The organism is Synechocystis sp. PCC 7339 (assembly GCF_019924095.1).
GTDB lineage: Bacteria > Cyanobacteriota > Cyanobacteriia > Cyanobacteriales > Microcystaceae > Synechocystis.
Genome location: NZ_CP063659.1, coordinates 2,338,940 through 2,353,300, shown reverse-complemented (window position 1 = coordinate 2,353,300; position 14,361 = coordinate 2,338,940). Strand labels below are relative to the sequence as shown.

General features: G+C 48.6%; 17 protein-coding genes. 13 read left to right on the top strand and 4 right to left on the bottom strand.

Annotation, left to right across the window (positions count from 1 at the left end; genetic code table 11):
* Positions 1-60: 60 nt before the first annotated feature.
* The gene (locus tag IQE94_RS11215) at positions 61-318 is read right to left on the bottom strand and encodes a hypothetical protein (RefSeq protein WP_370630472.1); all 258 of its coding nucleotides are present in this window, start codon (positions 316-318) and stop codon (positions 61-63) included.
* A gap of 9 nt (positions 319-327) precedes the next feature.
* Positions 328-579 (bottom strand): hypothetical protein, encoded by a 252-nt coding sequence (locus tag IQE94_RS11210; protein WP_212718348.1) that lies wholly within the window; start codon positions 577-579, stop codon positions 328-330.
* Positions 580-590: 11 nt separating this feature from the next.
* On the opposite strand from IQE94_RS11210, the gene IQE94_RS11205 reads away from it, so the two are divergent.
* Positions 591-1,376 carry an MBL fold metallo-hydrolase gene (locus IQE94_RS11205; protein ID WP_212718346.1) on the top strand — a complete coding sequence of 262 codons (786 nt, stop codon included), beginning with the start codon at positions 591-593 and terminating at the stop codon, positions 1,374-1,376.
* 51 nt (positions 1,377-1,427) lie between these two features.
* Here IQE94_RS11205 and IQE94_RS11200 read toward each other — a convergent pair whose 3' ends face one another.
* Complete coding sequence (locus IQE94_RS11200; protein WP_223341952.1) at positions 1,428-2,144, bottom strand: DUF2301 domain-containing membrane protein; 717 nt, start codon at positions 2,142-2,144, stop codon at positions 1,428-1,430.
* 293 nt (positions 2,145-2,437) lie between these two features.
* Here IQE94_RS11200 and IQE94_RS11195 point away from each other — a divergent pair, with 293 nt between their 5' ends.
* The 8 genes from IQE94_RS11195 to IQE94_RS11160 all read left to right on the top strand — a co-directional run bounded on the left by IQE94_RS11195 (position 2,438) and on the right by IQE94_RS11160 (position 7,810).
* A complete protein-coding gene (locus IQE94_RS11195; protein ID WP_223341950.1) occupies positions 2,438-2,782 on the top strand; it encodes an NADH-quinone oxidoreductase subunit K in 345 nt (114 codons plus the stop codon).
* On the top strand, positions 2,779-4,242 hold the full coding sequence (locus IQE94_RS11190; protein WP_223341948.1) for a cation:proton antiporter: 1,464 nt from the start codon (positions 2,779-2,781) through the stop codon (positions 4,240-4,242). The genes IQE94_RS11195 and IQE94_RS11190 overlap by 4 nt, the downstream gene beginning before the upstream one ends.
* A complete protein-coding gene (locus IQE94_RS11185) occupies positions 4,239-4,628 on the top strand; it encodes a cation:proton antiporter (protein WP_212718339.1) in 390 nt (129 codons plus the stop codon). Before IQE94_RS11190 ends, IQE94_RS11185 begins: the two co-directional genes overlap by 4 nt.
* Positions 4,625-4,876: a hypothetical protein gene (locus IQE94_RS11180; RefSeq protein ID WP_212718337.1), complete on the top strand. Its 252-nt coding sequence runs from the start codon at positions 4,625-4,627 to the stop codon at positions 4,874-4,876. The genes IQE94_RS11185 and IQE94_RS11180 overlap by 4 nt, the downstream gene beginning before the upstream one ends.
* Complete coding sequence (locus IQE94_RS11175) at positions 4,873-5,160, top strand: monovalent cation/H(+) antiporter subunit G (RefSeq protein WP_212718335.1); 288 nt, start codon at positions 4,873-4,875, stop codon at positions 5,158-5,160. Before IQE94_RS11180 ends, IQE94_RS11175 begins: the two co-directional genes overlap by 4 nt.
* Positions 5,153-5,719 (top strand): hydrogenase subunit MbhD domain-containing protein, encoded by a 567-nt coding sequence (locus tag IQE94_RS11170; RefSeq protein WP_223341946.1) that lies wholly within the window; start codon positions 5,153-5,155, stop codon positions 5,717-5,719. The genes IQE94_RS11175 and IQE94_RS11170 overlap by 8 nt, the downstream gene beginning before the upstream one ends.
* Positions 5,716-6,387: a Na(+)/H(+) antiporter subunit B gene (locus IQE94_RS11165; protein ID WP_223341944.1), complete on the top strand. Its 672-nt coding sequence runs from the start codon at positions 5,716-5,718 to the stop codon at positions 6,385-6,387. Before IQE94_RS11170 ends, IQE94_RS11165 begins: the two co-directional genes overlap by 4 nt.
* Before the next feature lie 115 nt (positions 6,388-6,502).
* Positions 6,503-7,810 carry a DUF58 domain-containing protein gene (locus IQE94_RS11160; protein ID WP_212718324.1) on the top strand — a complete coding sequence of 436 codons (1,308 nt, stop codon included), beginning with the start codon at positions 6,503-6,505 and terminating at the stop codon, positions 7,808-7,810.
* Between the two features lie 269 nt (positions 7,811-8,079).
* Here IQE94_RS11160 and IQE94_RS11155 read toward each other — a convergent pair whose 3' ends face one another.
* Positions 8,080-8,805: a Crp/Fnr family transcriptional regulator gene (locus IQE94_RS11155; protein ID WP_212718322.1), complete on the bottom strand. Its 726-nt coding sequence runs from the start codon at positions 8,803-8,805 to the stop codon at positions 8,080-8,082.
* A 490-nt stretch (positions 8,806-9,295) separates the two neighbouring features.
* Here IQE94_RS11155 and IQE94_RS11150 point away from each other — a divergent pair, with 490 nt between their 5' ends.
* The 4 genes from IQE94_RS11150 to IQE94_RS11135 all read left to right on the top strand — a co-directional run bounded on the left by IQE94_RS11150 (position 9,296) and on the right by IQE94_RS11135 (position 14,070).
* Positions 9,296-10,045 (top strand): Tfp pilus assembly protein FimT/FimU, encoded by a 750-nt coding sequence (locus tag IQE94_RS11150; protein ID WP_223341943.1) that lies wholly within the window; start codon positions 9,296-9,298, stop codon positions 10,043-10,045.
* A gap of 66 nt (positions 10,046-10,111) precedes the next feature.
* Positions 10,112-10,594 (top strand): type II secretion system protein, encoded by a 483-nt coding sequence (locus IQE94_RS11145; RefSeq protein WP_212718319.1) that lies wholly within the window; start codon positions 10,112-10,114, stop codon positions 10,592-10,594.
* Complete coding sequence (locus IQE94_RS11140; protein ID WP_223341936.1) at positions 10,539-11,609, top strand: PilW family protein; 1,071 nt, start codon at positions 10,539-10,541, stop codon at positions 11,607-11,609. Before IQE94_RS11145 ends, IQE94_RS11140 begins: the two co-directional genes overlap by 56 nt.
* 79 nt (positions 11,610-11,688) lie before the next feature.
* Entirely contained in the window at positions 11,689-14,070 is a 2,382-nt protein-coding gene (locus tag IQE94_RS11135) for a hypothetical protein (protein ID WP_223341934.1), read from the top strand.
* Positions 14,071-14,361: the final 291 nt, after the last annotated feature.

The window sequence follows — 14,361 nt, the reverse complement described above, 5'->3', positions numbered from 1 at the left end:
CCGCAAAAGCCACGGTAGCTCCTAATTTTCCCCCTTATCCCCATGGGTAGCCTTTGACCTTTAATCCGATTCCACTGGGACAAAATCCAAATGGTTAAATAGGGTGGTGACAAAGCTGAACAGTAAAAACGGCAGCGAAAGTACCAACACCAAACCCACTGTGGCCAGGGCATAGACCGGCCTGGTACTGCTGGCCAACGCTAGGGCCGATGCCAAGGAAAGAAAAATTACAATCAACCAGACAATAATTTGGCCGTAAATATCCCCAAAGGATAGGGTACAGACCATGCGATATTTAGGTAAGTCTTGTTCCATCATTAAAAAATCCTATGTTGTTGACGGGGAAACGTTAACCCCTGCCAGGGCTAACAACATTGACCAATGGTCAAAGCGGCAATTGGCCAAAATTCTAAAGGATATTTCCGTTAATGATGTTAAGTTTTGAGACAGGGTTAATGGGAGCTTAAATTTTGTCCCTGCTCCAAAGCCCAAAACCATTACTGGTATTATGCTGGGAGTGCATTCGGCGATCGCCAAAGGTTTGTCCCTAGAGTTCTTGAATCTTAAAAATTTTTCCATTCTCCATTTCCATGAAACGACGAAAACTTATTCGTACTGCTGGAGCCGGGTTGCTGGCCGTTGCTGGAGTCCAAATTGGCGATCGACTCAGACCAGCCACTGCCCAGGCTAGCTCTGGTTTACAGGTGGAATGGTTGGGTCATAGCGCTTTTTTGTTTTCCGCCAACGGCTTCCGTATCCTGGCCAATCCCTTTCGGGCCATTGGTTGCACCAAGGGATTTCGTTTGCCTAGGGTACAAGCGGATTTAGTACTCATTAGCTCCCAACTGTGGGACGAAGGGGCAGCGGAGAACTTACCAGGCAACCCAAGAATTTTATTTGAACCGGGCAGTTACGATATTGGTGGCATCCAATTTCAGGGCATCAGTGCGCCCCACGATCGCCTGGGAGGAAGAAGGTTTGGTCAAAACGTAGTCTGGCGTTGGAGTCAGGGAGGCATTCGGGTGGTACACATGGGGGGAGCGGCTTCTCCCATCACCGAAGAACAAAAAATTCTTTTGGGCAGTCCCGACCTAGCCCTAATTCCTGTGGGGGGCGGGCCGAAAAACTACGACGCCGCCGAAGCCAAGGCCGCCATGGAAGTGCTCAATCCCCGCATGGTAGTACCTACCCAGTACGCCACTCCTGCCGCTGACCGGGCGAACTGTGACCTCCAAACTCTGCAACCCTTTTTGGATTTGGTGGAAGGGATGAATATCCAACGGATTAATAGCAACCGCCTCTCCCTTCGGGCCAATAATCTGCCAGCGGAAGGCACCTTGATCCGCATCTTCAGTGAACAGGGATTGTTAGCCTAAGAGGCACCGGCAAACTTGCAGAGAACGAAATCAGACTTTTTGGCAGACTTCCTACAGGGAACTTTGCCCTGTTTTGCGTTGCGTCGCTAGGTAGGTAAATACAGATTTATCCCCAATGTCTGGATCAAGGGGTTGCCTTGCCTTCCTGGCCACAAAAATGAGGAATAAAACGCTGGCTAAAATCATCCCTGTTTTGGCCACGGTCAACGGCAATATCCCAGCCAAATGACCTAATAGCAAGAGGGGAATAAGGGCGGTTAAAAATTTAGTTTCCAAGCGATTGAAACAAAAGGCTTCCTTAAAGAAGATTCCCGTCAGGGCGGCAAAGGTAAAGCCAATACCAAGGACAGTCCAGGGTCGACCATAGACTGTAGTCACTAGGACTTCTGGGTAGGCAAAACTGAAGTAAAGAGCCGCGGCAGTGCCGATCGCCCAGAAAATTTGCAAAGTGCGGTGAAGTACGACTAGGTAAATATGAATCGTCCAGAGGCTCAGTCCCAAACCCGCTGTCATTAGCCAAAAGCAACCTGTGGCCAGTTGGAAATTAACGACCAAGGGCTGAAAAGGTTGGGCTAAACCTATGCCCACCCCCAGGCTAAATCCTCCGGCGGCCAGGGCCAAGCCAGTGCGGTAGAGCATGACCTCCCGGCGATCGTGGTCATTGACAGTGAAGGGGCCAAATTGCCCTTGGTAGGTGGGGTTGACAGTGGTACTTTCCAACATAATCGTTGCTCCCAAATCAGCACAGTTAGGGCCATTTTTAGCCACGGATAACCATTAATCCTAATTATCCCAGGTTAACCCCGCCATCAGGGGATTTTATGGCGATCGCCATTGCTATTGTGACCCAGACAAAGATAGAATCTAAGCAATCTAAAACCTAAATTACATAACCAAAGGTGAATGTCACCTAAAAATGTTCAACGGCCTGTTGGTCTACGGAGCCACCGGCAGGATTTAACTTGGTGTCCGGAAGCTTCCCAGTGAATCCCTAGGGAAATGTTTGAACATATTCTTGGTTTTTAGTGATTTTAACCTAGTGTAAAAAGGAGGAACTGGCCATGGTCGGTTTGGAGGCTTGTATTTTCGTGACGGTGATCATCGGCTTTTTGGCCCTGATTTATAAACCCAATCTGTTTATGAAAATCATTGCCATGGATGTGATGAGTACCGGGGTAATTGCCTATTATTGCCTGACCGCTTCCCGCACCGGCTTCCTCACTCCCATTATCACTGGGAAAAAATCGACTTTGACCTATGCCGATCCTGTGCCCCAGGCAGTGATTTTAACGGCCATTGTCATTGGCCTTTCGATTCAGGCGTTGATGTTGGTGGCCACCATGAAGTTGGCCCAGGAGAATCCCACCCTAGAAGTAAGGGCGATTGAGAAACAGTACTGGCCATGACCTTATTTGCAATTCCAGCGGAATTTAATGCTTTGCCCTGGTTAACCGGGATTATTTGCCTGTCTTTGATGGCGGGGTTTAGTGGCTACCTATTGCCGGCGACGGTCCGATTTTTAACGTTGGCTGTTTGTTTGCTGACCCTCGGTTTGGCCTATTTGGCATTTACAGTGCCTGATGTCCAGTCCTGGGTATTACTAGACAGCTTTGGCGTCACCCTACAGCTAGATGCCCTGGCGGGCTATTTCCTGCTCACCAATGCCCTGGTTACCTTGGCGGTGTTGGTTTATTGCTGGAACACCGGCCGTTCAGCTTTTTTCTATGCCCAATTAATTATTCTGCACACTAGTCTGAACTCCGCTTTTCTCTGTGCGGATTTCATGAGTCTTTATGTGGCCCTGGAAGTGGTGGCGATCGCCGCTTTTTGCCTGATGACCTATCCCCGGGAACCCCGGATTATTTGGTTGGGACTGCGCTATCTCCTGCTCAGCAACACGGCCATGTTGTTTTACCTAATCGGTGTGGCCTTGGTGTACACCAGCAATGGGTCCTTTGCCTTTAGCGGTTTAACGGAAGCTCCCCCCGAGGCGATCGCCTTAATTTTCTTGGGTTTAATGACCAAAGGGGGTATTTTTCTGGCGGGATTATGGCTGCCCCAGACCCACGGAGAAGCGGCCACACCGGTTTCGGCCATCCTATCTGGGGTGGTGGTCAAAGCAGGTATTTTGCCCCTGTTGCGCTGCAGTATGTTGTCGGACGAATTACAGATGCTGGTGCAGGGTTTGGGGATAATAACGGCCCTGTTTGGAGTGGCCTACGCCATCCCAGCCCAAGATAGCAAAAGAACCCTGGCTTTTAGTACGGTCTCTCAAATGGGTTTCATCCTCGCCGCCCCTGTTGCCGGCGGTTTTTATGCCCTGACCCATGGATTGGCCAAAGCTAGTTTGTTTTTGTTGGCAGGCAGTTTGCCCAGTCGGGAATTCAAAGTTTTACAGAAGAATCCGATCTCCTTTGGCTTTTGGGTTCCCCTTGTCCTTGCCAGTTCCTCCATTGCTGGGTTTCCCCTCTTGGCAGGCTTTGAAGCTAAAACCCTTACCTTAAAAGGATTACCACCCTGGTTGGCTATCTCTTTAAACGTCGCGGCGATCGGGACTGCAATTATTTTTTGCAAGTTTGTTTTTCTCCGGCCTAGCTCTACAGGGAAATCTTTGCCCACAAATCTTTCCATTGCTCTGGGGCTTCTCTTGACGGCATTGGCCGTGGGAAACATCGTCTACTGGCAAGCTTTTACCCCCATTAATGTCCTCAAGGCCATTGTGATTTGTGGTGTAGGAGCCGGAGTCTATGTACTGGTTGTAAAAAAACTCGGACTGAAACTCCCCGATGCCGGGGAAAAGGTCGACCACTTGATCGGCATGATGAGCATCAGCTTAACCCTATTATTCGCTTGGATTTTGACATGATTGGTGTCTTAGATTTGGGGCTACGGCTCACGATTTGGTTTTTGCTCACATCGGACTTGAGTCTGGTGAATATTTTGATTGGCATCACCGTAGCGTTGCTAATCCCCCGTCGCTACGTTGCTTCGTCGGTGTGGCGAGACGGACTACGCATTGGGCGGGAAATTCTCATCGCCATTCCCCAGGCCTATTGGGAAGCGTGGCAAATGATTCTCCGACCCCACACTGAGGAAGTGGTGGAAATGGAACGGGTCAAACCCCAACGCACCCCAGGACTAGTTTTTCTTGATATTTTCCTCATTACCTTTACCCCCAAAACACTGGTGCTGAAGTACCATGAAGCGGGGTGGTATGAGGTCCACAAAGTCACAAGACGGAGGCGGCCATGACTTTCTTGGTGTGGTTGATGGTGTTGGCTCTGGTTATTCCCCTGGTGGCAGCGGTGCAGCAGGAAGATGTTTGGTCAAAGATGCTGGCCTTTGCCAGTGTGGCCACCAAAACTTCTGTGTTGATTTTGATCATTTCCGTCATGCGGGATGACTGGATGATCGGAGTGGTGGGGGTTTTGATTCTCAGCGTCGGTAATGCCTCCTTGATGTTATTAGCCCAGGTTTTAAAACGGTTGGAACAGACATGATTAATTTAGTTGCCAATATTTTGATTGCCATGGGGACTTTTTTTTGGCTTTGGGGCACCGCCCCTTTACTGGGAAAACGTTCCTCTGTGTTCAAGCTCCATAGCCTTTCCATCTCTGACACGTTGGGATCGATGGCGATCGTGGTGGGCTTGTTGTTGAAACTGTCGCGGGAATGGCCATTGCTGTTGCTGGCGCTCATTTCCCTGGCGCTGTGGAATACGGTACTGGGCTACGTGTTGGCCTATTGTGCCAGCGGTGGGGAGGAGAGAATTAGTGATGCTTGATTTTGGCGCTTGGTTACAAAATACCGATGGCATTGTCCTGGCGATCGCCGTTTTATTGCCGGTAAGTGCCAGTTTGGTGGTGGTGCAACGCAATCCCTATCAGGCCCTGGTGATGCGGGGGATTTTAGGGGCGGTGGCAGCCTTGGTATATGCCCTGTTGGGGGCGGCGGATGTGGCATTAACGGAGGCGTTGGTGGGCACCATGTTGTCGATTACGCTCTATGCGGTGGCAGTGCGGTCTTCCCTCACTTTACGGGTGGGAATTTTGCCCCCCCTAGGCCCATCCCCCCAATCCTTACCCCCCGATGTGCACCAAGCCATCTCAGCGGCGATCGCCCCCTACCATCTCCGCTTACAAATTGTGCCCTGTCCCCTAGATAGTGAAACTGTGTCTCCCCAACAATCTCCCCAGGTTATTTTTGACCCGGCCGCCCCGGCCCTGTTGACCCCCATTGAGCGTTTGGCAGAAATCTTCTCCGCCACCATTCCTTCCAGTCAACTAAAAGTGGTGTTGACTCCCATTAACCCCATTCCTTCTTCCCAGGAGGTAGTCCGATGAAATGGATTTATGTGCTGGCGGCGATCGGCTTTTACTTGAAAATGATCCTGCTCCCCAACCTGGTAGTACCGGTGGAGGAGTTTTCCGAACTGTCCATTGTGGAAACCATTGCCCAGGAAAGTGGCGTACCCAACGTCGTATCAGGGATTATTTTCCGCAACCGTCTCTACGACACCCTATTTGAGGTGGTAGTGTTTACCATTGCCATTATGGGAGTGAGGTTTTTGCTGGCGGATGAACAACCCGTTGCAGTGGTGCATCAATTTACCGACCATCCTTCCATTGTTTTAGCCAGATTGGGGGCCACCATTGCCGCTTTGATCGGTGTGGAACTGGCCCTGCGAGGCCATCTCAGTCCAGGGGGAGGATTTGCGGCCGGGGTAGCCGGGGGCACAGCCATTGGACTGGTGGCCATCACTGCACCACCGGAATGGCTCCATCAGCTTTACCAACGTTGGCGGGCCGCCACCCTAGAAAAAATTTCTGTGCTCCTCTTCATTGCCCTAGCGGCCTGTAGTTTACTGGGGTTGGCCCTGCCTATGGGGGAAATGGGAGCCCAACTTAGTGGCGGTTGGATTCCCTGGTTGAATATCCTGGTGGCCCTCAAAGTGGCGATCGGTTCCTGGGGGGCAATTTTGGTCTTTATTCGTTACCGGGGGTTATTGTGAGTTGATGGTTCATCGCCCTGGGGAATTTCCCCGTTGCATGGTGGTAGTGGTCAAAATACTGCCCCAGCCCCATGGCATGGCAACCTGATTCTTTTCCCCCTTTCCCCCCAAGGCTATGGTTCCCACTCTCCGCTTTTATGTCTGCCTGCTGCTCATTGGCGGAGGGGCCATGGTGGTGGCCCGGATGAGTACTATTCCTAACGCAGTGGGGACTTTGGCCATAGCAGATAGCTTACTTTTTTTGCTGACAGCAATTGACTATATGCGAGGCAAGAAGCGAAAAATAACCGTGCAACGGCAGCCCCTGGCACCCCTTTCCATTGGTCGAGAAAATCCCGTTACCATTACAGTGGCAAATTCTGGCCCATCGGCGATCGCCAAAATTAAAGATGATTATCCCGCCCCATTTTTGGCCACGAATGAGATCAAGACGGCCCAAGTTTTACCCCAGGGCAGCACTCAGTTAGGTTACCAAGTACAACCCCATCAGCGGGGGGAATACCGTTGGGGCAAGGTGAATGTGCGGCAATTATGTCCCTGGCAACTGACTTGGCACCAATGGGCAGTGGGCGAGGGGGAAACGGTGACTGTCCACCCCGATTTAATGGGGCTCAAATCCTTGACTATTCGCTTGGCCCAGGCCACTACGGGGAACCTAAGACAAATGCGCAAGCTTGGTTTAGGCACAGAATTTCGGGAACTACGGGACTACCAAGCGGGGGATGATCTGCGGTATTTGGATTGGAAAGCTAGTGCCAGAAGGGGCATTCCCCTTATGCGGGTGTTGGAGCCAGAACGGGAACAGACGGTGATTATTTTGCTTGACCGGGGCCGGTTAATGACCGCTTGGGTGCAGGGACTACAGCGCTTTGATTGGGCACTGAACACCAGTTTGGCCCTAGCAGTGACCGCTTTACATCGAGGCGATCGCCTGGGCATCGGGGTATTTGACCGGACAGTGGTGAGTTGGTTGCCCCCAGAGCGGGGTTTGCATTACTTGCCTAAATTATTGAAAACCTTGAGTCCAATTCAACCAGTTTTGCAAGAACCGGATTACGGTGCGGCGATCGGTCAACTGGTGCAACAACAAACTAGGCGAGCCCTAGTGGTGTGCATCACCGATTTAATTGATCCCACTGCTTCACGGGAATTGCTCACTGCCCTCACTCAGCTAGCCCCCCGTTATCTGCCCTTTTGTGTTACCTTGCGGGATCCCCAGGTGGACCAATTAGCCCATTCCCCGGCCGCTACAGTTAGTAGTGCTTACCAACAAGCAGTGGCCATTAATCTATTGCAACAGCGGCAATTGGCCCTGGCGAAACTGAAGCAAAAAGGAGTTTTAGTCTTAGATGCCCCGGCGGACAAAGTGAGTGAACAGTTGGTGGATCGTTACCTACAACTCAAAGCCCGCACCCTGCTTTAGTCATTTAGTGTGTGCTTGAAAGCTTCAAAGTAATGGCTCTATACCTCCCAAATCACCATCAAATTCCCCCCTTATCAAGGGGGGTTAGGGGGGATTAAATACACTCAAGGAAGGTCAGTCGAGATTAACCACTCCTATCAAGGGGGGTTGGGGGGGATTAAATACACTCAAGAAAGGTCAGTCGAGATTAACCACTCCTATCAAGGGGGGTTAGGGGACAACTCAACATCTCCAACCGATTCCTAGGCCCATGGGGGAATTGACCGAAATTAGACCGAAGTAGGATTGCCACTGACCAGTTGCTGAAGAAAATCCAAATTGAGAATTTCAATCGTGGCCCCCTGGCGCAAAATTAGGCCCTTTTTCTCCAATTTACTCAATGTGCGGGTGACGGTTTCCCTAGTAACTCCACTGAGAATGGCTGTTTCTCGGTGGGGCAAATTCGGTATTAATACCCTATGTTTTTTGGTGCTTATTCTATTTTCCTTCTGTTGCACCAATTCCAGCAAAATATGCGCCACTTTGGTCATACTATCTGCTTCCCTTAGACGAAAATATTGGTTTAACTTTCTCAGACGTTTGGACGCAAAAATAGCTACCTGAATACTAGCTTGGGGATCTTCCTTGAGCAAATTTAGGAAATCTTGGGTAGGAATACTCCAGATCTTGGCAGGGGACAGAGTGACCGCTTCCTTGGGGTTCCAGTCTTCTTCCACGGCGGCGATCGCCCCCACCATCTCGTCCGGACCGTAAAGAGTATAGATATTATTTTTTGAAGATTCATCAATGGCACATACCTTGATCCAACCTTCAGCAATAAAATAAATTGAACCCCCGTAATAATTTTCAAATAACATTGACTGACTACAGGGATAATTACGAAAGCTTAGGTAAGTAATAGTTTGCATCAACAAATCTTTTGATAAGGCCCGGAAAAAAGAAATTTCGTTGGCCAATTGTTTAAGTTGTTTTGCTGCAGGCTTTTGCGGTGCCATTACAATGTGTCCAAATAATAACCAAATCCCCCTCTAGTCACCGTCATCCCACTGATTACAGGGATAAATTGCAAACAGGTAGACTATTTTAGTGCTCAGCATCACAACCTTAAGTGCGTTGATTAACAATCATATGCTGTAAATTAAATTAACATTGTAGGTGATGTTAGTTGTCACCCATCCTATGCCAATGTGTGTTTGATTTGACTATAAATAACCCAGAGATTTTTCTTAAAAACTTCATTGTCAAGTCTTATACTTTGTTGTCAAAAATCCCCCCACCCCCCATCTGTTTCCGATGATTTGACTAACCTTGGTTGTCTTTAAGAGGAACTTAAAATCCCTTTATTTAAGCTTTAAATTCCATTATTACACTGTAATTTAACGGAAAATAAGTAATAAAAATCCGCCAACGGCCTTCCCCTACTCGCCAGAATCCCCGCTGACTATGTACAAAATCCCATTTCCCAAATTCCACTCAATTTTACTTTTGGCCAGGAATTACCAAAGGGCCTCTCCGGCTTCCGGATACACCCTCATGGAGTTGGTGGTGGTAATGGTGATGATTGGCATCCTGTCGGGGATAGTGATAAACGCCAGGCCATGGTACGAAAATCCGCTGAAAAATAGTCAAGACCGTCTCCAGAGTGCAATTAAGTTGGCTAGAACCCGTGCCGTGAACACGACCTCCACCTATCGTATTAATGCTGATCCCAGCAATCCCAATGAGGCTATCAAGGTACAAAGGATTAGAAGCGGTAGCTGTCAAGCTAATGCCACCCTCCGTCAAGACGCCCTGGCGACCGATACCACCATTGCCCTGAATAGTGTGACTGGATTTGCCATTGGTGATCGTGTGAGTGTAGGGGGAACCCAGGCAGATGTGCTTTCAGTCAACTTCGGCGATAACACCTTAACCTTGGGAAGCACCGTAGGGGCGAAAGCGACGGGGACGACGGTGACAACCGTTAAAAACTGGAAGAATGATGGGGCGTTCCTAGAAGAAGACCTTAACATCAACAAAAAAAGCTCCCAGACTGACCCTGATGTCCGCTTGGCAGGAAAATTTGGCGGTACGGCAGTGACTGGATGGTCTATCTGCATTAACAGCAGGGGTTTAGTGAGTCTATTTAATGCCGATGGCATAGTCAATAGTGAACTCAATCTAGTTCTAACTAATTCTCGTACTAATGAAGAGGCAAAAGTCACCGTTGCCCCCGGTGGAGCCATGGGAAATTAGAAATGAATAAAATGAATAGTTGTTAAAACAAATTTTGGGAAATTTTTAGTCAAAGGACTCTAGGCAATGCAAACAAAACAACGACTTAAACTATTCAAACTCAGAGCGGTGGACGGGGGCTTCACCATGACAGAAAACCTCGTTTCCCTCATTATCCTCAGCATTACCCTGGCGGCAATGTTGCCTGCCTTTATGAGCTTTGGTATGCAGAATGCCAAGAATCGCCAGCTCAGTGGAGCTACTGCTGTGGCCAATAACTTGATGAGCGATCTCCGCCGTCAACCGATGAATGATCTGAACAGCAAGTTGGGCAAAACAGTGCTAACGAATGTGCCGGGACAAAATGGCGATAAATATCAGGTTGATCAGTATATCTGCACTAAGGGCACCACTTTAAATCCAGCCAATCCCGCTGGAACCTGTTCCACAACAGTGGGGGAAAACGATTTTGCCCGCCAAATCTTACTTGAAGTTAAAGCCCCCAATAATCCCAATGAAACTATCTACCGTGTACAAACTGTTTTTGCTCGCCTCCGCATCCGCTCCTAATTTTGCCCGTAAAAATAATCGGGGGGTGACCATAATCGAACTGATTGTGGGGATGGTTATCGCTGGCATTTTAATTCAGCTAGCCTATTTTGCTTTTTCTGTTAACCGGGAAATGTATTTGAAAGATGCGGCAAAAAATGACACTAACCAGAATTTGAAAACGGTATTTGAGGTAGTAGGTCCCGCCATTACCCAAGCGGGGGAAGGCGTCGGCGTTGATTCGAGTTTTCCAGTTATTTCCATTGAACCTTTTCCCACTAGTTCTGACAATTCAAAACTGACTGTTCGTCAATTGAAAGTATCAACTAAACTGAGAATTTGTCAGGATCTCGCGGCTGGAGCCCAGACATCAATTACGGTGCTGACATCCGACCTTGCCGCACCGGCAGGTTGTGTTCCGGTGGATGGCAATGGGGATAATTATCCCGATGATTGGTTGGAGTGGAGAAGCTATCGACAAAGTAATGGCGGCACTCTGAGAATTTATATTTACGATGGTAGTGGAAGGCTTGAACCGCTTAATTACACTGGGGAAAAAGTCTATGATGCTAGCGGGGCGGCCATCACAGGTACCCCTAGCGCAAACCAAGTTGCTTCAGCTTCCATTGATGTTACAGGTACTCTTGCTAATGCCTACACTGCCGGGGGGGCAACCAGATTAATAATTGTGGAAGAGCGTACCTATCAACTCAACGGCAATACTCTCCAGACAATTATTGACAGTGGATCTCCGATTAATCTCATCAATAATGTTGGCCAGTTCACCGTTAGGGCGGCAGTGAGACAGGGCAGTACTGTCTCCCAATGTACAAGACTTCTTCCCCAAACCAGTAGCTTTACTTGCAGTCCCACTTTGGCGGAAACCTACAACTGGTCCCAAATTGATGGCATTGAAGTTACCAGTAAACCCAGCCTTGCTAGCAATACTCCTGGGCTGTCTACTACCAACATTGATAACATTAATAGCCGAATCCAAACCCAAATTTTTTATCCCCGTAATTTGATTAATTTTTAAATGGGCAAAATTTAATTATTTTCTATTGTTTTATTTTCTGCTCTAACTTAGTTTATCTTTCTTCCTATTCGTCAAAACCATGAAACCTAAATTTAACGCTGTTGGTAATATTCGCCTCACCCTATTTCTATTTTCTAGAAATCCCAAGGGTAACCCTAGGGGCTATATGCTCTTTCTGGTGGTGTCCCTACTGATTACCCTATCCGGTTTATTGGTGGCCTATGCAATTTTGGCTAAGGTTCATAGCCTATCTGCCAAAGGAACAGCCACGGGAAGTAGCGGTTTCTACGGTGCAGAAGGCGCCCTCAATATGCGAGTGGAGGAATTGCGGGATGTTTTTCTCAGTGATAGAAACCCCAGTGGCACCAGTCCAAGCTCTTTAGATCAATGTCTACAACAGACCAGTATGGGCAGTGGAGATTTCCGTTGTAAGGTGGCAAGCTTTGCCTCCCCTGACAAAAATATGGCCAACATTATGGCCTACAGCTATGTGGTGCCCAAGAACGGTGGTGTGGCCATCCAGGGCACAGTGCCCCCTGGGGAGACTTTTCAGGGCTTGAATATGCTGGAAAGTCGTTATGACATCAGTTCCGTTACTGCCAAGGAAAATGCCAATCCTGACGAAGTAATCGCCATGACGGAAATGACGGTGAAAAGTAGGCAAATTCCTATGTTCCAGTTTGCGGCTTTTTATCTCAACGATTTGGAAATCCTACCTGGGCCAAATATGACCCTAGGGGGGCCAGTGCACACCAACGGCAGTCTGTTTTTGGGGGCGAATAACGTACTAGCGATTACAGGGCAAGTGACAGTGGGTCAAGATTTGTTCAATCGCCGTAAAAACGACAACAGTACTTATCCCAATGGTCGGGTGCGAATAGCTAATAGCGCAGGGACTTTGCTTAATCTCCTAGAGGGGGGAACCGGGAGTACTGCCCAAACAACAGCAGCTATGATACCGGCCAATGTCAATGCCACGTGGGGAAGTCAGGTACAGCTAGATGTTGAAGCATTGTCCATTCCCACCATCAGCTCCCTGGGGGCAGGGGGCAATTATTCTCAACAGGCTGATATTAACTTTGTTTATGCTCCAGAGAAAACTGGTGTTAATGTCCCTGGTATTGGCACGACTATCATTCCATATAACGTCACAGCCACCAAACGTGATGCGCTGGGGGTTGGGACTGCCACACCGCTGACTAATGCCCAATTAGCCAGTTTACGTCAACCAATTTTAGCAACGGGAGCCGCCGTAACGGCGGGGGTTTGTACCCCTGTCACTGCCCCAGTTGTCACCGGTTTGCTCCCAGGCCAAATTACCGATTTACCTAATGCACTCCGCAGGGCAATTCTGTCCCAGACCACTCCAGTTCCTTTCTCTGCTATGGGAGCGGCTTTAAATAGCACTGTTGGGGTCAGGAATGCATTAGAGACAAATCTTGGAGTTTTAACCACTGCTCAACAAACTCTGATACGGGCCTTGACTCCTAATCAAATTGCCGCCCTGGCTGGTGGTTGTTTTATCAGTGCCCCCATTCAGCATCCCAACACCACAGGCTATACCGGTGGAGTGAGTTTTATCAATAACCGTGAACGCAGTCCTGGCAATAATTTCAGGGCCATGAGCCTGATGCAGATCAACATAGAAAGTCTGACTGTTTGGAATTTTCAGGGAGTTTACCTTAATGACACTGGGACGGGCTTAGTTTCTGCTAATCAACTGTTATTTGCTACGGCAACAGCGGACACTGCTGCTCCGGCTAATTCCTTCCAAAGATTGGGTTTGGCTGGTTCTGATACCAGCAGCAATGGTCTGGTTTTCCATGCCACTGTCAGTGCCGGTGCTACCCCAAACCCTAGCACCAATGCTAGCCCCTACGGATTTGCTTTGGTAGGGGGCGGACAATTGCCTGGACTAGCAGAAACTACCAATAACTTTGATCCTACTGGTTTAACTTTTGTTAGTGACCAAGCGATTTATCTTGTGGGAGACTATAATCACAGGGATGTATCCGGTACTAATCCTACTTGGCAACCAGCGAGTATTTTGGCTGATTCATTAAATGTTCTTTCACGGCGGTGCATAGATAATACTGATCAGCAACTTCGCAAGGCGAGCGGTACGGGATGCGGTGGCGGTGCTTTTAACACAACGATCAATTCTGCCTTTCTTTCGGGTACGGATATTACTAACTCAACTGAGACCCCCGGATACAATGGTGGATTGGAGAACTATCCTCGTTTCCATGAAAATTGGGGTACTCTAACCTATACCGGATCTTTTGTTAGTACAGGCACGCCGGAGAAAGTTACAGGGCGATGGAGCAATCAGCTATACGGTGCACCGACTCGGGCTTGGGCCTACGAGACTCGCTTCAATAATGCGAAGAATTTACCGCCCCTGTCTCCCCGATTTGTATTTCTGAAACAAGAGGGCTTCTCCCGTAAATTTGATCAGTAAAATTTGCACATTGCTCTTCCATCATTGCCTGGGAAGTCACTATTTCAGTTGTCAAATTTGAGCGTTGTTTAGAATTGGTTTGAGTAGTTGTAATTAAAATTCCTTGAGCTTTGGCGATTAATCTTTCCTGGCCTCCCTTGATAAAAGTGATTAATCTTCCCTAGCTTTCCTTGACAAGGGCGATTAACCTTCCCCTCTAGCCCTCATATTAAAAGTGGTTAATCCCCCCTAGCCCCCCTTATTAAGGGGGGAAATTTTTGGTAGGCGTTCTCTTTTAAGGAAAATTGCAAT